General features: G+C 49.5%; 18 protein-coding genes, 1 tRNA gene and 1 other RNA gene. 11 read left to right on the top strand and 9 right to left on the bottom strand.

Annotation, left to right across the window (positions count from 1 at the left end; all coding sequences use genetic code 11):
- Positions 1 to 87: 87 nt before the first annotated feature.
- Positions 88 to 705 (top strand): superoxide dismutase [Mn], encoded by a 618-nt coding sequence (sodA, locus tag P9J57_RS20300; protein WP_019104682.1) that lies wholly within the window; start codon positions 88 to 90, stop codon positions 703 to 705.
- A 374-nt stretch (positions 706 to 1079) separates the two neighbouring features.
- Positions 1080 to 2042: a VirK/YbjX family protein gene (locus P9J57_RS20295; protein WP_014594979.1), complete on the top strand. Its 963-nt coding sequence runs from the start codon at positions 1080 to 1082 to the stop codon at positions 2040 to 2042.
- A gap of 7 nt (positions 2043 to 2049) precedes the next feature.
- Here P9J57_RS20295 and P9J57_RS20290 read toward each other — a convergent pair whose 3' ends face one another.
- The 5 genes from P9J57_RS20290 to P9J57_RS20270 form a co-directional block, all read right to left on the bottom strand.
- Positions 2050 to 2412: a YibL family ribosome-associated protein gene (locus P9J57_RS20290; RefSeq protein WP_013024016.1), complete on the bottom strand. Its 363-nt coding sequence runs from the start codon at positions 2410 to 2412 to the stop codon at positions 2050 to 2052.
- A 102-nt stretch (positions 2413 to 2514) separates the two neighbouring features.
- The gene (mtlR, locus tag P9J57_RS20285) at positions 2515 to 3117 is read right to left on the bottom strand and encodes a mannitol operon repressor MtlR (protein WP_014594981.1); all 603 of its coding nucleotides are present in this window, start codon (positions 3115 to 3117) and stop codon (positions 2515 to 2517) included.
- A 7-nt stretch (positions 3118 to 3124) separates the two neighbouring features.
- On the bottom strand, positions 3125 to 4273 hold the full coding sequence (gene mtlD / locus P9J57_RS20280) for a mannitol-1-phosphate 5-dehydrogenase (protein ID WP_019106242.1): 1149 nt from the start codon (positions 4271 to 4273) through the stop codon (positions 3125 to 3127).
- A gap of 93 nt (positions 4274 to 4366) precedes the next feature.
- The gene (locus P9J57_RS20275; RefSeq protein ID WP_483279358.1) at positions 4367 to 6301 is read right to left on the bottom strand and encodes a PTS mannitol transporter subunit IICBA; all 1935 of its coding nucleotides are present in this window, start codon (positions 6299 to 6301) and stop codon (positions 4367 to 4369) included.
- A 436-nt stretch (positions 6302 to 6737) separates the two neighbouring features.
- Positions 6738 to 7454 (bottom strand): DUF3053 domain-containing protein, encoded by a 717-nt coding sequence (locus P9J57_RS20270; protein ID WP_019106243.1) that lies wholly within the window; start codon positions 7452 to 7454, stop codon positions 6738 to 6740.
- 1017 nt (positions 7455 to 8471) lie between these two features.
- On the opposite strand from P9J57_RS20270, the gene P9J57_RS20265 reads away from it, so the two are divergent.
- Positions 8472 to 8765, top strand: a complete 294-nt coding sequence (locus tag P9J57_RS20265) for an HTH-type transcriptional regulator (RefSeq protein WP_014607017.1) — start codon at positions 8472 to 8474, stop codon at positions 8763 to 8765.
- 114 nt (positions 8766 to 8879) lie between these two features.
- On the opposite strand, the gene tnaB is transcribed toward P9J57_RS20265, so the two are convergent.
- From tnaB to P9J57_RS20245, 4 genes are all read right to left on the bottom strand, one after another.
- Positions 8880 to 10127: a low affinity tryptophan permease TnaB gene (tnaB, locus tag P9J57_RS20260; protein WP_014594984.1), complete on the bottom strand. Its 1248-nt coding sequence runs from the start codon at positions 10125 to 10127 to the stop codon at positions 8880 to 8882.
- A gap of 112 nt (positions 10128 to 10239) precedes the next feature.
- Positions 10240 to 11658 (bottom strand): tryptophanase, encoded by a 1419-nt coding sequence (gene tnaA / locus P9J57_RS20255; RefSeq protein ID WP_029569321.1) that lies wholly within the window; start codon positions 11656 to 11658, stop codon positions 10240 to 10242.
- Positions 11659 to 11923: 265 nt separating this feature from the next.
- On the bottom strand, positions 11924 to 12001 hold the full coding sequence (gene tnaC / locus P9J57_RS20250) for a tryptophanase leader peptide (protein WP_104933743.1): 78 nt from the start codon (positions 11999 to 12001) through the stop codon (positions 11924 to 11926).
- A gap of 459 nt (positions 12002 to 12460) precedes the next feature.
- A complete protein-coding gene (locus tag P9J57_RS20245; protein WP_013024024.1) occupies positions 12461 to 13054 on the bottom strand; it encodes an HD domain-containing protein in 594 nt (197 codons plus the stop codon).
- A gap of 59 nt (positions 13055 to 13113) precedes the next feature.
- Here P9J57_RS20245 and P9J57_RS20240 point away from each other — a divergent pair, with 59 nt between their 5' ends.
- The 8 genes from P9J57_RS20240 to dppC all read left to right on the top strand — a co-directional run bounded on the left by P9J57_RS20240 (position 13114) and on the right by dppC (position 21041).
- The gene (locus tag P9J57_RS20240; RefSeq protein ID WP_015701311.1) at positions 13114 to 13578 is read left to right on the top strand and encodes a MarR family winged helix-turn-helix transcriptional regulator; all 465 of its coding nucleotides are present in this window, start codon (positions 13114 to 13116) and stop codon (positions 13576 to 13578) included.
- A gap of 93 nt (positions 13579 to 13671) precedes the next feature.
- Positions 13672 to 14100: an organic hydroperoxide resistance protein gene (locus tag P9J57_RS20235; RefSeq protein WP_013024026.1), complete on the top strand. Its 429-nt coding sequence runs from the start codon at positions 13672 to 13674 to the stop codon at positions 14098 to 14100.
- A 260-nt stretch (positions 14101 to 14360) separates the two neighbouring features.
- Positions 14361 to 16052 carry a kdo(2)-lipid A phosphoethanolamine 7''-transferase gene (gene eptB, locus P9J57_RS20230; protein ID WP_014594986.1) on the top strand — a complete coding sequence of 564 codons (1692 nt, stop codon included), beginning with the start codon at positions 14361 to 14363 and terminating at the stop codon, positions 16050 to 16052.
- A gap of 124 nt (positions 16053 to 16176) precedes the next feature.
- A tRNA-Pro gene (locus P9J57_RS20225) sits at positions 16177 to 16253 on the top strand.
- A gap of 33 nt (positions 16254 to 16286) precedes the next feature.
- A non-coding RNA gene (locus P9J57_RS20220) (RtT sRNA) lies at positions 16287 to 16414 on the top strand.
- Between the two features lie 881 nt (positions 16415 to 17295).
- Positions 17296 to 18906 (top strand): dipeptide ABC transporter periplasmic-binding protein DppA, encoded by a 1611-nt coding sequence (dppA, locus tag P9J57_RS20215; RefSeq protein ID WP_014594987.1) that lies wholly within the window; start codon positions 17296 to 17298, stop codon positions 18904 to 18906.
- A gap of 203 nt (positions 18907 to 19109) precedes the next feature.
- Positions 19110 to 20129: a dipeptide ABC transporter permease DppB gene (dppB, locus tag P9J57_RS20210; RefSeq protein ID WP_014607013.1), complete on the top strand. Its 1020-nt coding sequence runs from the start codon at positions 19110 to 19112 to the stop codon at positions 20127 to 20129.
- A gap of 9 nt (positions 20130 to 20138) precedes the next feature.
- Positions 20139 to 21041 carry a dipeptide ABC transporter permease DppC gene (gene dppC / locus P9J57_RS20205; protein WP_013024030.1) on the top strand — a complete coding sequence of 301 codons (903 nt, stop codon included), beginning with the start codon at positions 20139 to 20141 and terminating at the stop codon, positions 21039 to 21041.
- Positions 21042 to 21047 lie beyond the last annotated feature (6 nt).

Genomic DNA, 21047 nt, shown 5'->3' with positions numbered 1-21047 from the left:
CATGAATTTAACTATAATGATAAGACTGCTTACGCGGCACGTGCCGACATTGTCGTGCTGCTCAAACACTAAATGGAGAGGAAGAACATGAGTTATTCACTGCCATCCCTGCCTTACGCCTACGACGCACTGGAACCGCACTTTGACAAGCAGACGATGGAAATCCATCACACCAAACATCATCAGACCTATGTCAACAACGCCAATGCGGCGCTGGAAGGCACTGAATTTGCTGATCTGCCCGTTGATGAACTGATCACTAAGCTGGATCAGCTGCCAGCAGACAAAAAAGGCCCGCTGCGCAACAACGCAGGTGGTCATGCTAACCACAGTCTGTTCTGGAAAGGCCTGAAAACCGGCACGGCCCTTCAGGGCGAACTGAAGGCGGCTATTGAGAAAGATTTTGGTAGCGTTGAGAAATTCCAGGAAGAGTTTGAGAAAGCGGCGACCACCCGTTTCGGTTCAGGTTGGGCCTGGCTGGTTAAAAAAGGCGACAAACTGGCCGTGGTTTCCACTGCTAACCAGGATAATCCACTGATGGGCGAGGCCGTCGCTGGCGTTTCTGGCTATCCGATCATTGGTTTGGATGTGTGGGAACACGCCTACTACCTGAAGTATCAGAACAAGCGTCCGGACTACATCAAAGCGTTCTGGAACGTGGTTAACTGGGACGAAGCGGCAGCCCGCTTTGCATCGGCTAAGTAAGCGATAACCCAAGAGACCTGACCGGCAGAACCTGTTCTGCCGGTTTTTTTTCGCCTGAATATCTGGTTTTCGTCCTTTTCCGGTCTGAATGTTGCCATTGCCATTGCCATTGCCATTGCCATTGCCATTGCCATTGCCATTGCCATTGCCATTGCCATTGCCATTGCCATTGCCATTGCCATTGCGATAGCTGATGCTGCGCTGCCCGCACCGCTTCCCACCTTTAAAGCCCAACGTTCGAAGTCAGTTAAACCAGAATTAAACGAAGCGTCAGTTTATCCCGGTAAGTTTTTAACAATTTGAGTCATTAACCTGTCGTTGATGTGGCTCGTTTTATCATCAGCGCCACTATCAAATTAATAAGAACTTATGCCATGTCTATTTATACTACACACGAGCCGGTTGCTGATTCGTATGCCTCTCTTTTTTTTCAATTGGTCAGCGGAAAGTACGTGCCAAATAAACGTTGGCTAAGCCGTCAATTCCGTTTTAAATTTGCCTTAAGGACGCTGATTGCGCCCGTGACCACATTGCGCTATTTACAGCAGCTCTCAGAGTTACCCCGGTTTTCGCAATTAATGCGTGTGCAGGGAGTCTTACCCGCGAAGTTACATCGCCCTTATCTGCGTGCCGGAATGGGTGTAGCTGCACGCGCCCAGGCTATTCTCGACCATTATCATTTAATGAACAGCCTGGATAATCTTCAACTTCGCCAGGTTTTACAAAGTGGCGAAGAGAGCGTGCTGGCCAGGCTGAAGGGTAAAAATGATGAAGATTTTGTCATTGCCTGTAGCTCAGGTTATTACGATCGTGAAGGTGAAATAACCTTAGTCTTGCGTTATCAGGGAGAAGGCTTAGCCTCACTTTCATTCACGATCTTGAACGAGGAAAACGCGCGCACACTCTTAATCGGTGGCTTACAGGGACCGCGTAAAAGTATCAGTAATGATGTTATTCGTGATGCAACCAAAGCGGCACATGGTTTATTTCCTAAACGCTTATTGATGGAAGTCGTCTTTATTTTATCTCAGCAATGTGGTGTCAGGAAAATAGCGGCGGTAGGGGATGAAACGCATGTTTTTCGCAGCCTGCGTTATCGCCAGAGTAAAGAGGATAAATTCCATGCCAGCTACAGCGATTTCTGGCTGACGATCAACGGAAAGGAGCGTGCTGACGGCGTCTTTATGCTGCCGCTGGCGCTGCCGCGTAAAACGCTGGAAGAGATTGCCAGTAAGAAGCGTGCGGAATACCGCCGTCGTTATACGCTGCTGGATACGCTGGCAGAGCAGGTTGGGACTGCTACTGGCCAGCAAAACAGCGATCGGGCCGCCGCCTGAAACATGATCAAAAGGCGTTTTTAGCAAATCCGGTCATAACGCTAAGACCCATTTCTCGTCCCAGCGCGGTCATTGGATGCACCACCACCAGGCCGCGCACGCTTTTCTTCAATGCGCCTAAATTTGCCTGCTCTTTTTTCGTAATTTCGCGGCTGAACGGCAATTTTTGCAGTTTTTGCGCTTCCAGGCTCAGCTTAACGTCACGCTGACTGCGAAGACGCTCAATTTCCGTTACCAGCGTTTCTTTCTCTTTCAGCAACGCGCCCAGCTTTTCAGCATCACCGGATTCGAGTAACTGAGGCTCTTTACGATTCAGCGCGTCAAGTTGATCGCTGAGACGTTTAATTTCGTTTTTTTCTTGCTCTTTCATGACAACAACTCGTTGAGGAAAACAGGCTAAGGATACACCAAATTTAACGTAGATTCTCGGTGGTTAGCGTGAAAAGGGGAGCCTTGAGGCTCCCGGTGGGATTTAGCTGACTGACTTTTTAAACGCCTGTTTCATACTAATGCGGGAAATCAGTTCGGTGAGTGACAGGACCATAGTGGAGCGTACCATCTGCAGATAACGTTGCTGCTGCATCGCCTGTAGTGCTGCATCTTCAGCATGAAATGTGGGAACGGGGGGCCAGGCCGCCACGCAGTGCAATTCACCAAAGGGTCCCAGAATTTCATCATCAGTAAAACGGTAATCACCCGCGTCATGATTGAGTTCTTCACGCAGCGCCAGCAATAACTCACAGTCTTCATATTCATGCCGACTAATCACGCCAAGGCCATAGATCAGCTTGAGCCTGACGGAGAGCTCACCTAACGGACCGTCGCCCAGCAGCAAGGGCTCTACGGCGTATTTCACCGCGTAGTCATCTTTACGGAATACCTGCAGCACCAGCACATTGACGGCTTCAGCTAACAACTCGACAGCGGCGAACAAAAAGCTTCTCACCGAGCGTCCAGCGTTCAGGCGTTCAAGCACCCGGTTTTCAAAAGCCTGCTTTTCTTCCATTCTTGCCTGCATCAGTGTAGTGCTGCTGTCGGGGGCCCGTTTATTGCCCCCGATCTGGGTCGCTAACATGGGGCTATTATGCCATGGCGTGCCAGGCACTCACGGCCTCTTTTATTATTTCACTCTCAGCATCCAGTCCTGAAACCTGCGCTAAGGTTGCCTGCGGACCTTTTTCCGCCAGCAGCGCGGCTAACTCCTGCGCCTGGGGATCCTGATCGCTATGATAATGCATTGCAGCAGCAATGCCCTGAACCAGGTTGGCATGCGGCAGGCCATATTCCAGCGTGCCGAGTGTCGGTTTAATCAGGCGGTCGCCTGCGCTCAGCTTGCGGATTGGCTGACGACCTACGCGTTCAACGTCATCTTTCAGATAGGGATTTTCAAAGCGGCTAAGAATTTTTTGAATATAAGCAGCATGCTTGTCTGCTTCGAAGCCGTAGCGTCTAATCAGTACCGCGCCACTTTCTTCCATCGCACCCTGGACGACCGCGCGAATATTCTCATCGAGAATGGCATCGCGAATAGTCTGGTGCCCCGCCTGTTGCCCCAGATAGGCCGTAATTGCGTGGCCGGTATTCAGGGTGAAAAGTTTACGTTCCACAAAGGCCATCAGGTTATCGGTCAGTTCCATGCCCGGAATGGTGGGCAATTCGCCTTTAAACTGGGTTTTGTCCACAATCCATTCGCTGAAGGTTTCCACCGTGACTTCAAGCGGATCCTGAGTGCCTGCTTCAGAAGGGGGAACAATACGGTCTACCGCTGAATCCACAAAGCCGACGTGTTGTTCGAGCCAGACATGATATTCAGAAGGTAGCGCCTGTAGCACGTGCTGCTTAAGCTGGCTGGTTCCACGCACCATATTTTCACAGGCGATAATATTTAACGGCCGAACATTGCCGTTATCACTGCGTTTGGCCAGACCTTTTGCCACGCTGGCAGCGATGCGCTCAAGGATTTGCGGACCAACGGCAGTAGTAACGAGATCGACATCCGCGATCAGTCCAGTAATGTCGTCGCTGGTGCTGTTCACGGCGCTAACGCCCTTAACCACTTCAACTTTGGCCTGTTCACCTACCACATGCACGGGATATTCATGACGTGCATTAAGGGCATCCAGCACTGCCTGATTCACATCTGCAAAAATCAGCTCAATACCGGCATCTGCCAGCAGTTTGCCGATAAAACCACGACCGATGTTGCCTGCTCCAAAATGTAACGCTTTCATAAAATTGACCCATATCAAATAACGATGGGGCGGGCATGTCCGCCCCCAAAAAATGGGACGGGCACAACCGCCCCAGGGAAATGTCGGACCCGATTATGCTACAGCGGGTTTGCCTGATAACAGATCCAGAACATCCTGTACACTTTCTGTACGTGCCAGTTGTTCAATGACCTGCTCATCATCGAGCGCGTTCGTCAGGCTGGTAATCACCTGAATGTGCTCGTTATTGCGGGCAGCTATACCAATCACCAAACGTGCCACTTCATCAGGTTCCTCGCCAAACTGAACGCCGGCAGGGTACTGGCAGAAAACCACACCCGTTTTCAGTACACGGTCTTTCGCTTCAACGGTACCGTGCGGCACAGCAATCGACTCGCCAAGATAGGTTGGCGTCAGCTTTTCGCGCGCCAGCATGGCATCAATGTATTCGGGTTCTACGTAGCCGCCTTTGACTAACTGCTCACCGGCAAAGCGAATCGCCAGCTCTTTATTGCTGGCACTCAGCCCCAGGAAAACGTTGCTCTGGCCGAGTTTAAACAGGTTGGCATGGCTGTCATCGTAGCTGTCACCCAGCGTCTTCTGTACGGCTTCGCGGTTAGCTTCACTGCGATTAGCCGCCACCAGGCGCTCGGTCAGCGTGCTATAAAGTGCACTATCCAGGAAGTTATTTAAGGAAATGTGCTGGGCATGAGGCGCCTGACGGATGGCTCGTTCAGTAAGATCGCGATGGGTAATCACCAGATCAACGTCACCCGGTAAGGCATTAATCGCGCTGTTGGTGACCGACACGTTACTCAGACCTGCATCATGGACCTTCTTACGCAGGACACCAGCGCCCATGGCGCTTGAGCCCATACCTGCATCGCAGGCCACAATGATTTTACGCACATGGTCCAGATCTACGCTCATCGCGTCGCTCGCAACCGGCGCACCTGTCAGACTCTGACCTTTTGACTGCGCTTTCATATCACGCATACGCTGCGTCGCCGCTTCGATATCGTCATCTTCTTTCACTTTGCTGGTCTTCAACAAAATGGCAGAAATCACAAACGACACCGCAAATGCAGCAAAGATGGCGGCGATATTGGCAAAGTAAGCTCCTTTTGGCGTCATGGCTAATACGGCCAGGATAGAACCTGGTGAAGCAGGCGATACCAGACCACCGTGCAGTACGGTCAGCGTAAAGACACCGGTCATTCCGCCAAGGATGACGGCCAGCAGCAGGCGTGGTGCCATCAGCACGTAAGGGAAGTAGATCTCGTGAATGCCGCCCAGGAAGTGGATGATCGCCGCGCCCCCAGCAGACTGTTTAGCACTGCCGCGACCAAAAAACATATAGGCCATCAGCACGCCCATCCCCGGACCCGGGTTAGCTTCGATCAGGAAGAAAATTGATTTCCCTGCTTCACTTGCCTGCTGAATACCCAGAGGTGAGAAAATCCCGTGGTTAATCGCGTTGTTCAGGAACAGGATTTTTGCAGGTTCAACGAAGATTGACGTCAATGGCAGCAGGTTGTTCTGCACCATCAGGTTAACGCCCGTGGCAAGAATGTGTGAAAGACCTTCAACCAGCGGACCAATCGCCATAAAAGCCAGCATGGCCAACAGCATACCGATAATACCGGCAGAGAAGTTGTTCACCAGCATCTCAAAGCCGCTTTTGATTTTACCGTCAACCATACGGTCAAAGGATTTGATCGCCCAGCCGCCAAGTGGGCCCGCAATCATTGAGCCGAGGAACATCGGCATATCAGCACCGACAATTACCCCCATCGTAGTGATTGCGCCAACCACCCCACCGCGATCGCCACCGACCAGGCGTCCACCGGTATAACCGATCAGGAGTGGCAGCAGGTAAGTGATCATTGGGGCGACCAGTTTCGCCAGCGTTTCGTTAGGGATCCATCCTGTTGGAATAAACAGCGCGGTGATAATACCCCAGGCGATAAATGCGCCAATGTTAGGCATCACCATATTACTCAAAAAGCGACCAAAGCTTTGTACTTTGACCTTTACTGATGAGGACATAAGCCCACCCCTTGTTGAGACGCGCTGCAACAGGAGCGCGCGTTTGTTTTTGTTTAGCCACTACGGCGATTAGCCGTCAGTATTACTGTATGCAGGCGGACTTTATCACGCGAATAGTGGACTGCGTAGTGCACGAGGCTTAGTGTGATTTAGGTCACATTTATGTCGGGGGGATGGGGGGTTATTAAGTGACTTTTATCACAGAAATGAGCCATTACGGCGATAAGACGACGGATTTTTAGCCATCGAAATCGATTTATAGTGATTGCGATCACATTTATGGCGTTGAGCTTTGTTTGATAAATGAGACTAAGATCACAATTTAATTTAATGAAAAACGGGCCGGATCACATTTTGATCAGGCCCGTTTGAATGCGGAATCATGATTTCACGTGGCTCAGGTTAGGCGGTGAATGATCCGTCCCCTGCACGCCGATTATTGCAAATTACCCTGTACTGCATTTTTAGCCTGGCTCAGCGCTTGCACATTAGCTGATAAGCTCGTCATTAAGTCATTATATTGCGTCGCCTGTTCCTGAGTTGGGAACTGAACGCCACCGTTATTGAAACTGACGCGTGTTCCCTGAGCCTGCAAAAACTCACCTGTCTTTACAGCATCCTGGCTAAGTGCCTGCAGTTTGGGTAGCAATGGGATCAACTGGCCAGCAGGCTGCGTCACCACTTTGTCATACGCGGTATCGAAGACTTTTTTCAGGTCGTCGTTTTGCTTAAGCGCGCTTTTACTTTTATCTGCCTGCATTTTTGCGGTTTCCAGTTGCTGGGTAGCCACCGTCAACGCGCTGTTGGCCTGGGCCAGTGAGTCGTGGCGGCTCAGATAGTCCTGCGGCACATGAATAGCAGAAAGTTCATCCACCACCGGACGCATCCCCTGATCCACAGCTTTGTTCGCCTGCTGCGAGAAGCCATAAAGAATGGCGTAATCACCGGTGAAAGGACCAAAACTTTGTTTCTGATTTTCACTCAGGCTGGGTAGATGTTCACCGCTACGCATAACGGTATTTTGCAGAAAATCGATAAACGCTTTGCGCTGTTCGCCCTCTTTATCACCACATGCGGTAAGTTGCAGCACAAGAAGCACGCCAGTCAGCAAAATGCCGCTGCGTGCCAGGATACGGGAAATGCCTGAAGCCATGGGTTCAACTCCTGTCGGTAAAACTGGCTGATGTCCGGATAAGCAGTGGCCTAAAGAATAGAACAAAGGATAACGGCCACACAATGCGAAAGCGCGATGTAAGGCCATAACCTGTAAGAAAGTTTGCCTTAAGCGTGTTTAAGATGATGTTACAGGCTTATGGTGTCAGAAAAGAAGGCCAGCGCATCCGCGACTCAGGCTTTTTTGCACCGATAACGAGCCCGCGCGAAGGGAAGCTAACGGATCCGTAAGTATAGGTCATAAATAATTAACTCCATCTTATGTTTCGAGCGACACAGATGTTCCATCTGAATCGTTAACGTTAAACGTCCATTAACGAGTTGCCCTAAAATTGTTCGTCTGCATTAAAGTGGTGCAAACGCCTGCATGAACGCAATCACTGGCACGAATCGCACAAATTATCGTGTTCACTATAATTAAAACGTCATGTTGTCCTTCGATGATAAAGCTGAGTCCCTTTTCAGCGCTTCCGGCGCCACCTACGTCAGGGCTGGCAAGTGTTTTTTTATTTTGGCAGCAAGAAAGGCGTGATGGCTGACAGCACTCTCCAGCCAGTATGTGTTCAAAAAATGAAAGTCTGGCGCATATTTTGCAATCAACTCACAGAGCCGGTGCGGTTATCCTGGCCAGTTCATCACCTGATTGCCGGCCATAAAGAAAACGCGACCAGCGCTGTTGACAGACGCTGTGGTAACAAAACCAATCGCTTCAAAAGGTTAAGTTGCTTAACCATTTTTCAGAATTGTAAAGTTAAAAAAAATGTCTAATTTGCGCTGCAAATTGTCAGGTATCTATCCATACTTAGTCTCCCGGCATTTGTGGCATTGTGTTGACATGTTTAACAGCAATGCAGGTCAGGCTGTGTCCCATAAGGGTTTTCTTACAATAAAAACAAACTCTTAAGGGATGCAGCTTGCTTAATCCGGTTTCTGAGCCTGATTTCAGGTTCTTGTACCTTCTTTCACGTGATTCATAGTGAGTTTTAAGGAGTTCTCTATGGAGTTAAAAGACCCAATGTTTGAATTGCTCAGCAGCCTTGAGCAGATTGTTTTGACACGTGATAACAGCCCTGTAGCGCTGCAAACTCAGCGTCAGCCAGCCGTGCCAGAGCCACAGCGTTTACGCGAAATGGCAGGAATGCAGGTAGATGAGTTTGCCAGGATTATGGGCGTTAGCGTTTCTTCGGTTAAAAGCTGGGAAGCCCAGCGTACGCGTCCTTCCGCAACTGCACAAAAATTGATGAAATTACTTCACGCCAATCCTTACCTTGGGCGTCAGTTACTCGATTAAGTCACTAAGTCGTATCCTGGCTTTTGTTGGCGCCGGTCACGTGAGTGACCGGCCGTTCAATACCTCTCCCTGATGACAGGCTTCGTTAAACCCGTTTCCAGTCCGTCCTGTCGGTCAGCTAAACTTTGGCAAGATGTTAAGAACATTGCCAAACCAGCAGATGATGACGATAACACCAAATAAAATGACCACCGCCGGAATAACCTTTCCGCCCCAGACAGTGAATGTTTTATCGGGAAAGCGTTTTCTCGATTTTAATGCCAGCAGGGCAGGGACGATAACTGCCCAGATTGTTGCGCACAATCCTGCGCCACCGATACCGTAAATAAAACCATTCGGGAAGAGCAAATATAAGATGCCGGGAGGTAGAAAGGTTAACAGCACCGTTTTAAATCGTCCAAAGTGGGAATTATCGATTTTAAACAGATCCGCCAGATAGTCGAACAACCCCAACGTGACCCCAAAGAAAGAGCTGGCCACGGCGAGATTAGAAAAAACCAGTAAGAAAAATTCAATGACGCCGCCAGGATGCGTTCCCATAAAAGACTTCACCAGCGCGTCAACATTTCCGCCCGAAGAAATGATTTCTTTGAATTTTTCACGCGGGATATTCCCCATGGTGCAATACAGCCAAAAAAGATAGATAAACAGCGCCAGCAGTGAACCAAGAACAATGCTTTTAACCAGCTTATCTTTTCGTTTTCCATAACAAATGATCAGGCTGGGGATATTACCGTGAAAGCCAAAAGAGGCAAGGCAAACCGGAACGGCCATAAATATATAGGGAAAATAACGATTGCTTTCACTGATACCGCTAACATCGCTAAGGATTGAAAAATCAACTTTGAAAAATAAAGAGCCAAAAACAATGACGAAGGCTAAGATTTTAATACCCAAAAAGAGCGAGGTGATTCTGCTGGCTGCCAGAGAGCTAATCCATAACACGCTGGCAACGAAAACCGCTGTACCGATGCCGATAACACGTGAAGGTATCGTCATGCTGGAATGCATGGACAGGGTTTCGCTAATAATCGCGCCGTTAGCGGAGATATAAGCGTAAGTCAGTATATACAACACAAAAGCAACGGTAATACCGCTTATTACATTCCATCTTTTGCCCAGCAGATCTTTGGTCAATGTATTGAAGCTTGAGCCTGTTGGATAGTTCAGGTTAGCTTCCAGTAACAGCAGACCGGAATGAAGCATGGAAAACCAGGCGATGATCAAAATGAAAGCGCCCCAGAAGAACCACGCGCCCGCAAGATCGACAGGGAGTGCAAACATCCCCCCACCGATTACGGTTCCAGCGATAACCATCACGCCCCAAAAGGCGGAGTGTTTCTGATCTGTATTTTCTTCCATGGTGTCCTCTCAACAATATTCTTCGCTTTTATCGTTGTTATAATTTTTATGCCTGACAGGCAGGGTAATGGAGCAGCCGTGGCCAAAACAGCTGCTCACTGTACAGGTATGACTATGAAATCTCTTTAAGTTTTGCGGTGAAATGGCGCAAAACCTTAGGCTCATAGGTAAAGGCTAATCCTTTTATGTTGCTCGCATTCTCTTTCACATGCTCAAAAGCTTCGATGATGAAGTCCATATGCGTTTGTGTGTAGGTGGCTCTGGGAACGGTTAACCGCAACAGTTCGGCCGGACAGGGCAGTTGTTCTCCTGATTTAGGATCGCGGCCCAGCAAAAACGAGCCGATCTCGACTGCCCGGATACCGGCCACTTTATATAACTCGCAGGCGAGTGCCTGAGCCGGGAACTGATGCGCCGGAATGTGCGGCAATAATTTTCCGGCATCGACAAAGGCAGCATGGCCACCGGCTTGCTGGCAGGTCACACCAATCGATTCAAGGCCATCAACCAGGTATTGAATTTGACTGATACGATAAGCCAGCCAGTCTTGATTCATGCCGTCATAAAGGCCTACCGCCAGGCGTTCCATTGCGCCGCCTTCTAACCCACCATAGGTGGGGAATCCTTCCTGAACAACGCAAAGTGTTCTGCAGTCGGTGTACACATCAAAGAAGCTGTCATCTTTGAAAGACAACAAGCCACCCATGGGGACCATCGCATCTTTTTTTGCCGACATGGCCAGCATGTCAGCATATTTATAGCTTTCCCGGGTAATCGCTTCGATTGTCCAGTTTTTGTACGCTTTTTCCCGCTGCTGAATAAAGTACGCGTTTTCAGCAAAGCGGGCTGAATCCATGACCACCGGAATGTCATATTTTTTTGCAATCTGGTACATGGCTTTTAAGTTTGCCAGCGACACGGGCTGCCCGCCGGCGGAATTGCAGGTAATAGTGGCAACAATATAGGGCACATTCTCCGCGCCGACATCCTGGATGCCTTTCTCCAGGCGCTCAAGATCAAAGTCGCCTTTGAAGTCATGGCGAACCGCCGTATCGAAAGCCTCTTTGATATAAACATTCCGCACGGTACAGCCATTTATCTGGCTGTGGCCCTGTGTGGTATCAAAAAAGTAGTTCGAGAAGGCCACCATTTTTGTTCTGTCCAGACCTTTTTCTTGCTCCCGTTTTTTTATTAATACCGGAATATAAATTTGTTCTGCGCCACGGCCCTGATGTGTTGGAATAGTATAGGCATAACCAAAAATAGCTTTTACCGCTTCCGCTAACGCGTAATAACTGCGGCTGCCACTGTAAGATTCATCGCCTCGCATCATAGCAGCCTGCATATTTTGCGTAACGGCGCCGGTTCCGCTATCGGTGAGAAGATCAATAAAAACATCTTCGCTATCCAGCAAGAATGGATTCATTCCGGCTTTTATCATCGCTGCATCACGATGCTCTCGTGTAGTGCGTTTGACGGGTTCAATAACACGAATACGGAATGGCTCAGGTAAGTGTCTAAAGTTATTCATCATCATGTCCTTTTATTCAGACGTGCCGATGCCGTAGGTTTTTTAATGAGTGAATTAAAAACCCGGGCAAATGTTTTATACTATTTCAGCCGATAAGAAACGTGACTGCATTGTATGTTGCATCGCGTTTTCAATAGCCAGTTTTGCGCAAGTAAACGGATCGCACCCATAATGCAGGGTTTTTAAAGTCTGAATGAGTGAAAATGCGCCCGATAAATTACGACCTTGTCAGTCGAAAGAGATGGGCGATTGTAAAAAGAAGACGTTAAGGCAGGTGATTGACAATAACATTATCAATATTAAACCATTTGGATATTACGCTGCTGCTGTTTAAGATGATCATAATATTTCAACTCTCATTAAACATAGTGCCACCCTATTATATTAATTCTTTATGTCTAGCATTACGTTTAGTTATCGTGACTGATATCACATGAAACCTTCTTTCTGTCTTAATAGTTATTTATTTTTTATTTTAAAAATACATTTTTTTGACAGCTTCCCTGCTTGCTAATTACTTTTTAAAAACCCGATTTTTTCTACACATTCATATGCCCTCTCTGATCGCTGTAAAAGAGAAAGCCGTGCTGATCGTAATCGATTGGGGATCCCCAGGTCGGGCTTATCGTTTCCTGTAAGCCTGTAAGCCTGTAAGCCTGTAAGCCTGTAAACCTGTAAACCTGTAAACCTGTAAACCTGTAAACCTGTAAACCTGTAAACCTGTAAGCCATATAATCGGTTCCTGATGACTGGCTTACCCTGTGCAGTTTACTTCAAAGGCGACCGCATGCAGCGGCGGGTTTTAGCTCAACCCACCGTATTTCGCGGCTTGCTTCACAAACCACTTTTCGGGCACGTTATAGGGAGCCTCAGCCAGTTGCGCAATGCCATTTTCAATATTGGCAGAAGCCTGACGCCAGAGTTCTGTGTTGCCCTGTCTGAGTAATTGAATTTGCACCCTTTTTTCAATCAGATAAACACGGGCGAAATGGGGATCGAAACGAACAATTGAACGTGTATTGTCAATAATGTCAGCCAGCTTTATCGTTTGTGCCTCTGGGCTGGCCTGAGCCGTATGGCGAAAATCGGCCACTTTACGTGCCGCACGGTTCTTTGCACTCTGTGGTGCCGTGTTGGTCAGCATCTCAACCAGCTTCGCGACCTCGTCACCAAAATGCGTCTGGATATCATTGAGGGTGGTCGCCGTATCTTCCACGGTATCATGCAGCCAGGCGGCGGCCAGCATCACAGGATTATCTGTAATGCTTCTGACCAGTTCCACAACGGCAGCGGGATGCACGATGTAGGGCTCATCGGTATATTTGCGTCGTTGACCCGTTTCGGCATGGGCTTGTGTGGCATAGCGACGCGCCCGTTCTTCCAGAGAATCCTGCATGCACAACCTCACTTCATAAATTGCTTGCAATTAACTAGCGCGCTATTTATATTGCGTCTATGAACAGTAATCAAGATGACAAAAAAGTGAAAGCTGCGCCACTGTTGCTCGATCAGCAACTTTGTTTTGCACTTTATTCCGCCAACCTGGCGATGCATAAAGTATACCGTAAGTTGCTCACACAGATGGATATTACCTATCCGCAATATCTGGTGATGCTAGTACTGTGGCAACAGGATTCACTGACCGTATCAGAAATTGGTGAACGCCTCTTTCTGGATTCTGCAACGCTGACGCCGCTGCTGAAACGGCTGGAAAATGCGGGCTTACTTAATCGCCAGCGTTCCCGTCAGGATGAACGTCAGGTCGTCGTGAGTTTAACGGATGCAGGGCGTTCGCTGCGCCAGCAGGCTGAAAGCATTCCTGATGAGATTCAGTGTGCATCTGACTGCAGCGAAGATGAAATGAATTCGCTCAAACTGCAGTTGAACCAGTTACGTGACAAACTCATGGTGCCGCGCTAAATTTTTAATCTGGATGTAGAAACGAGTCAAACTTCGCAGCTCGGTGCTTATTGATAAGTCGCGAGCGATTAAATAGTGTAATGGAGAGCAGATATGTCTTTAGAACAAGTGGTTTATCGTGCAAAAGCTAAGGCTACCGGTGGTCGTGATGGTCGTGCAACTTCATCTGACGGCGTTCTGGATGTGAAACTGGGTGTACCGAAAGAGATGGGCGGTGCAGGTGGCGAAGTCACTAACCCGGAGCAGCTTTTTGCCGCGGGATATTCAGCTTGCTTCCTGGGCGCAATGAAGTTCGTTGCTGGCCGTGACAAAATTGCGATGCCAAAAGATGCATGGATTGAAGGCGAAGTGGGTATTGGCCCTATCCCCAATGGTTTCGGTATTGAAGCAACGCTGAATATTCACCTGCCTGAAATGGACGAAGCCGAAGCGCAGAAACTGGTTGATGCGGCTCATATCGTTTGTCCCTATTCAAATGCCACACGCAACAACATTGATGTCACGCTGAATATCATTCGCTAAACGCTTAAGGGCCTGAATACAGGCCCTTTTTTCTCTCTGCGCCTTTCTGAGTGACGTTTTTGAAACGTCCTGTCCGGGAATATTTTCTGGTCTAATTTGTTGCCGCATGGTTAACTGTGCCACTTCGCATTATGACGTCTAAAAACGTTCAGAATACTCTTCTTATTTATCCGGCCCGCTTAATTCGCGAACTCTGCCGAAATATGGCAGTCAGATTAACGTTTAGTTAAGCGCTTCGCTCCGGGGAAACACCATTTTTCATGAATTACATAAAATCATTAACACAGCAAAAGCTGTCGCTCTTGCTGGCTCTGTATCTCGGTATCTTTTTGAATTTACCAATCTTTTATCGCCGATTTGATGGCTTTCTGACCCGATCAACCGTGACAAACTGGCTGACCGCATTTACCGAGGTCGTCGCTATCGTGCTGCTGACGTTTTTCCTGATGCGGTTGTTATCGCTAGGCGGAAAATGGTTCTATCGGATACTGGCCACCCTGATTGTCCTGATCTCTGTTGCTGCTGGCTATTATATGGCCTTTTTCAATGTGGTCATTGGCTACGGAATCGTCGCCTCAGTCATGACGACAGATACCGATTTGTCAAAAGAGGTGGTGGGTTATCACTTTATCCTGTGGATGGTGCTGGTCAGCGCGCTGCCACTGTTCATGATTTGGCGCAACAACCTTAGTATGACGCTCAATGAGCAGTTACGTACGCCAGGACAGCGCCTGAAACCCACTTTGATTATGCTGGCCTGCGTTGCGCTCGTGTGGTTACCCATCCGTTACTTCGACAAGTTGCAAAAGGCGAATGAGGAAGTGACCAACGTCGATCTGCCAAGCTATGGCGGAATTGTCGCGCACTCATATCTCCCCTCTAACTGGCTGGCCGCGCTGGGTTTGTTTACCTGGACCAAGATTGACGAGACGCTGGAAAATCAGGAACTCCTGGATCCTGCCCAGAAATATACTTATGTTGCTCCTCCGGGGTTAGATGATACCTATGTGGTGTTTGTTATTGGCGAAACCACTCGCTGGGATCATATGGGCTTGCTGGGCTATGAGCGAAACACCACCCCTAAACTCTCTAAAGAGAAAAATCTGGTCGCATTTCGTGGCGAATCTTGTGATACCGCGACCAAGTTGTCTTTGCGTTGTATGTTTGTGCGCGAAGGCGGCACTATGGACAATCCCGGGCGAACACTGAAAGAGCAAAATGTGTTCGCAGTGATGAAAGAACTGGGCTTCACTTCTGAGCTGTTTGCGATGCAAAGTGAGGTTTGGTTCTACGATAACATCAACGCCAATAATTTCTCTTTCCGCGAGCAGATTGGTTCTGAGCCACGTAACCAGGGTAAATCAGTAGATGATATGCTGCTGGTGCCTGAGTTACAGGCCTCACTGCAGCGCTACCCTAAGGGTAAGCATCTGGTTGTCCTGCACACCAAGGGCTCACATTATCTCTACTCACAGCGCTATCCGCGCAGTTTTGCACGCTATCAGCCAGAATGCATGGGCGTGGATGAAACCTGTAGCAAAGCGCAACTGATCAACGCTTACGATAATTCCGTCCTTTATGTGGACAGCATGCTGGACAGCGTTCTGGATCAGCTGCGTGATAAAAAAGCGATCGTGTTTTATGCATCCGACCATGGCGAATCGATCAGCGACAATATGCATCTGCATGGTACGCCGCGTGAAATGGCACCGCCGGAGCAGTTCCGTGTTCCTATGATGGTCTGGGCGTCAGATAAATATCTGGCTGACCCGACAAACCGTGAAAACTTCGAACGCCTGCAGGCGCAACAGCGCGTCGGCAAAACCCATCGTCATGTCGAGCTGTTTGATACCATTATGGGCTGCCTGGGTTACACCTCGCCAAATGGCGGGATTAAGCAGGCTAATAACTGGTGTCAGGCACCTGCCGGGACAGCGTTAAAAGCGCTATAGCGGTAAGGCAATTTTTCGCGGCAAGGCATAAAACTCGCTGGCCGCCTGCTTTCCAGGCGATTGGGCGGGAAAGCGCAAAAAGCGGTTGACGCTTCCTGGGGGGAGCAGTAACATGCGCCCCCATCGGCGAGTAGCGCAGCTTGGTAGCGCAACTGGTTTGGGACCAGTGGGTCGGAGGTTCGAATCCTCTCTCGCCGACCATATTTAAGAAACCTGTCTGCAAAGACAGGTTTTTTTTCGCCTGAATGAAAGAGGATGAGCACCGCCGAAGGCGGTTTGCGCCGAGCGCAGCGAGACAACGTTGCGAATGCAACGGCCCGAAGGGGGCTTACGCAGTAAGCCTAATCCTCTCTCGCCGACCATATTTAAGAAACCTGTCTGCAAAGACAGGTTTCTTTTCGCCTGAATAAAAGAGGATGAGCACCGCCGAAGGCGGTTCGCGCCGGGCGTCAGCGAGACAACGTTGCGAACGCAACGGTCCAAGGAGAGCCGGGCCTGTCGCAATCGATTCAGGCACACAATTTGACCGGCGCAATTCGTATAAAAGGAGGCCGTTTCTCACAGGCATAAATAACACCTCTGCCAGACGCTATTGCCCCGCCTCGGTTATTAGAATATCTCATGTCAAACTTTTTTCGGGACCGCCATAATTCCTCCTTGAAATCAATTTCTGCTCCAGACAGCCTGTTTTATTGTCTCATCGCTATGCAGGCCTTCTCATCAGAGGGTTACAGAGGGATAAAAGATAAGTTTTGGTTATGCCACAAAATGGCAAATTGGTCATTTTCAACCCAAAGTTAACAGCATTTTTCGCTGTGTGAACGTCATAACGCACAGTAAATCGTTCAGATATCCAACATTTGGCGCTAAATGATGTCTGTTTTTTTTTAGCGCAAATCACTGCTCATTTATGACCTGTGTAGCAGAATACATGGCATATAAACCCATGCCGCTGTGCATTATATGGCATTGCGTCTGTATGGGTTTTTTTTATCGTTGCTTGCTATTCCTCACACTCTGTGTAAATAAGTAACCGTTGTATTGACGTTCTTTGCAACTGTTGACAAATTGATGCGTCAATAACAGTGCAGATACAGATTTTTCTGATGGGTGCTTATCAATCAGGATTATCCAAACAAACTATCTCACTCTTATCACACCCGCAGGGTGGACCGCCTGAACCGCATAAAAAAACCAGAGGTCGGGCAATGCACACAACAACACATCACAATGGAGCAAAAGCATGATCAACTCCCTGGCCAAATCCAGGATGCTGAAGGTCGGTCTGAGCCTCGTCGCCATGACCGTAGCCGCAGGTGTTCAGGCAAAAACCCTGGTTTATTGTTCGGAAGGTTCTCCGGAAGGGTTTAACCCGCAGCTCTTTACCTCGGGTACAACCTATGATGCCAGTTCTGTACCTATCTATAATCGCCTGGTTGAGTTCAAAACCGGTACGACCGAACTGGTGCCGGGCCTGGCCGAAAAGTGGGACGTCAGTGCTGATGGTAAAACCTATACCTTCCATTTACGCAACGGCGTGAAATGGCAGACGACGAAAGATTTCAAACCTACGCGTGAGTTAAACGCTGATGACGTGGTGTTCTCTTTTGAGCGTCAGTTAGATAAAAACAACAAGTACCACAACGTCTCTGGCGGCAGCTATGAGTACTTTGAAGGTATGGATATGCCAAAGCTGATCAGCAAAATCGAAAAAGTGGACGATCATACCGTACGCTTCGTGCTGACGCGTCCTGAAGCGCCTTTCCTGGCTGACCTGGGGATGGATTTTGCTTCCATCATGTCTAAAGAATATGCCGACAACATGCTGAAAGCCGGTACGCCAGAGAAAGTTGACCTGAACCCGGTTGGCACGGGCCCATTTGTGCTCCAGCAGTACCAGAAAGACTCGCGTATTCTGTATAAAGCTAACCCGGATTACTGGGGAACCAAGCCAAAAATCGATCGGCTGGTTTTCTCAATCACTCCAGATGCCTCAGTGCGCTACGCCAAGTTGCAGAAAGGCGAATGTCAGATCATGCCTTATCCGAACCCGGCTGATATCGCCAGCATGAAAAAAGATAGCAAAATTAATCTGATGGAACAGCCTGGTCTGAACGTCGGTTATCTGTCGTTTAATACTGAGAAGAAGCCGCTGGATAACGTGAAAGTGCGTCAGGCACTGACCATGGCGGTTAACAAACAAGCCATCATTGATGCGGTATATCAGGGCGCGGGCCAGCCAGCGAAAAACCTGATCCCACCGACAATGTGGGGCTACAACAACGACGTTAAAGATTACGCCTACGATCCGGAGAAAGCTAAAGCCCTGCTGAAAGAAGCTGGTATGGCTGACGGTTTCTCAATCGACCTGTGGGCGATGCCGGTTCAGCGTCCATATAACCCGAACGCACGCCGCATGGCTGAGATGATTCAGTCTGACTGGGCCAAAATCGGCGTTAAAGCCAAAATCGTGACCTATGAGTGGGGCGAGTACCTGAAACGCGCCAAAGCGGGCGAACACCAAACTGTGATGATGGGCTGGACCGGTGATAATGGGGATCCAGATAACTTCTTCGCGACGTTGTTCAGCTGTGCGGCGGCCAAAGACGGTTCTAACTACTCCCGCTGGTGTTACAAGCCGTTTGAAGATCTGATCCAGCCAGCCCGTGCAGAATCCGATCACAACAAGCGTATTGAATATTACAAGCAAGCTCAGGTAGTGATGCACGATCAGGCGCCTGCACTGATCATTGCGCACTCAACCGTTTATGAGCCTGTGAGTAAGAAAGTCACCGGCTATGTGGTTGATCCATTAGGTAAACATCACTTCGAAACCGTCGATATTCAGGAATAACCTTTCGGATTATTGCAGTAAGGGCCGGTTTTTCCGGCCCTCAGGCGATCGCCACCGATCGCCTGTTGCCTGCTCTTTTTTTCCGGCTAATTACTTTTATTAAAGAAGCGCTTCTTGCGTCGCGTCCGGCTGTCGCCGGGTGCGGTTAATGAGCAATGTTATCTCTGGCCAGGGCCAGGGGAAAACGACTGAGAATTACGCCTATGCTGCAGTTCATACTCCGGCGTCTGGGGCTTGTCATCCCAACGTTCATCGGTATTACATTATTGACCTTCGCGTTTGTGCACATGATTCCGGGCGATCCGGTGCTTATCATGGCAGGCGAGCGCGGTATTTCCCCTGAGCGCCATGCTGAATTGATGGCGATGATGGGGCTCGATCAACCCCTGTGGAAGCAGTATCTGCACTATATCTATGGCGTTCTGCATGGGGATTTAGGCATTTCACTGAAAAGCCGCATTCCTGTGTGGACCGAATTCGTTCCGCGCTTTAAAGCCACACTTGAGCTGGGCATCTGCGCCATGATGTTTGCCGTATGCGTAGGGATCCCGGTCGGCGTCATGGCTGCGGTGAAACGTGGCTCGGTGTTTGATCATACCGCGGTGGGCATTTCACTGACCGGATACTCAATGCCGATTTTCTGGTGGGGCATCATGCTGATTATGCTGGTATCTGTTCAGCTTAATCTCACGCCCGTTTCCGGACGTGTTGCAGATACCGTGTTCCTGGATGACAGCCATCCGCTCACCGGTTTCATGCTGATCGATACGTTAATCTGGGGTGAGCCTGGCGACTTCAAAGATGCGGTCATGCACATGATTCTGCCCGCTATCGTGCTGGGTACGATTCCGCTGGCGGTCATCGTACGTATGACGCGTTCTTCCATGCTGGAAGTGCTGGGGGAAGACTATATCCGTACGGCGCGTGCGAAAGGCCTGACGCGTATGCGCGTCATTGTCATTCACGCGCTGCGTAATGCGATGTTGCCGGTTGTCACCGTTATCGGCCTGCAGGTCGGTACGCTGCTGGCAGGCGCAATCCTGACTGAAACCATTTTTTCCTGGCCGGGCCTTGGCCGTTGGTTAATCGAAGCGCTGCAACGCCGTGACTATCCCGTTGTGCAGGGCGGTGTGTTACTGACGGCTATTCTGATCATCCTGGTCAACCTGCTGGTTGATCTGCTGTATGGCGTGGTGAATCCGCGCATACGCCACAAGAAATAAGGGGGCATCATGTCTGTTGTTGATCCCGCAAGCGTAAATGTTGCACCCAAGCCGATGACCCCGATTCAGGAATTCTGGCACTATTTTAAACGTAATAAAGGCGCAGTAACGGGCCTGGTTTATATCGTGTTAATGCTGTTGATCGCCATCTTTGCTGACGTCCTGGCGCCGCACGGGCCGGCGGAGCAGTTCCGTGACGCTCTGCTGCATCCGCCTGTCTGGCAGGAAGGCGGAAGCTGGAGCTATATCCTTGGCACTGACGACGTGGGTCGCGATATTTTGTCGCGTCTGATGTATGGCGCCCGCCTGTCATTGCTGGTTGGCTGTATGGTGGTCGTACTGTCGCTGATTTTTGGTGTCATTTTTGGTTTGCTGGCCGGGTATATCGGCGGGGCGGTCGATGCCACCATTATGCGCCTGGTCGATATTATGCTGGCTTTGCCCAGCCTGCTGTTGGCGCTGGTGCTGGTCGCCATTTTTGGCCCGTCGATTGTTAATGCGTCCATTGCGCTAACGTTTGTCGCGCTTCCCCACTATATCCGTCTGACGCGCGCAGCGGTGCTGGTTGAAGTGAACCGGGACTATGTGACGGCTTCCGGTGTAGCGGGGGCAGGCATGTTGCGTCAGATGTTCGTCAACATTTTACCTAACTGTCTGGCACCGTTGATCGTTCAGGCTTCATTAGGCTTTTCCAACGCCATTCTCGATATGGCGGCGTTGGGCTTTCTCGGAATGGGTGCGCAGCCGCCAACGCCGGAGTGGGGCACCATGCTCTCCGACGTCTTACAGTATGCGCAAAGTGCCTGGTGGGTGGTGACGTTCCCTGGATTAGTCATTCTGCTTACCGTGCTGGCATTTAACCTGATGGGCGATGGTTTGCGTGATGCCCTCGACCCGAAACTCAAGCAGTAAAGAGGC

This window comes from Pantoea sp. nfd-35, assembly GCF_056892255.1.
Note: the sequence above shows the minus strand (reverse complement) of the source record. Positions and strands in the feature narration are given on the sequence as shown.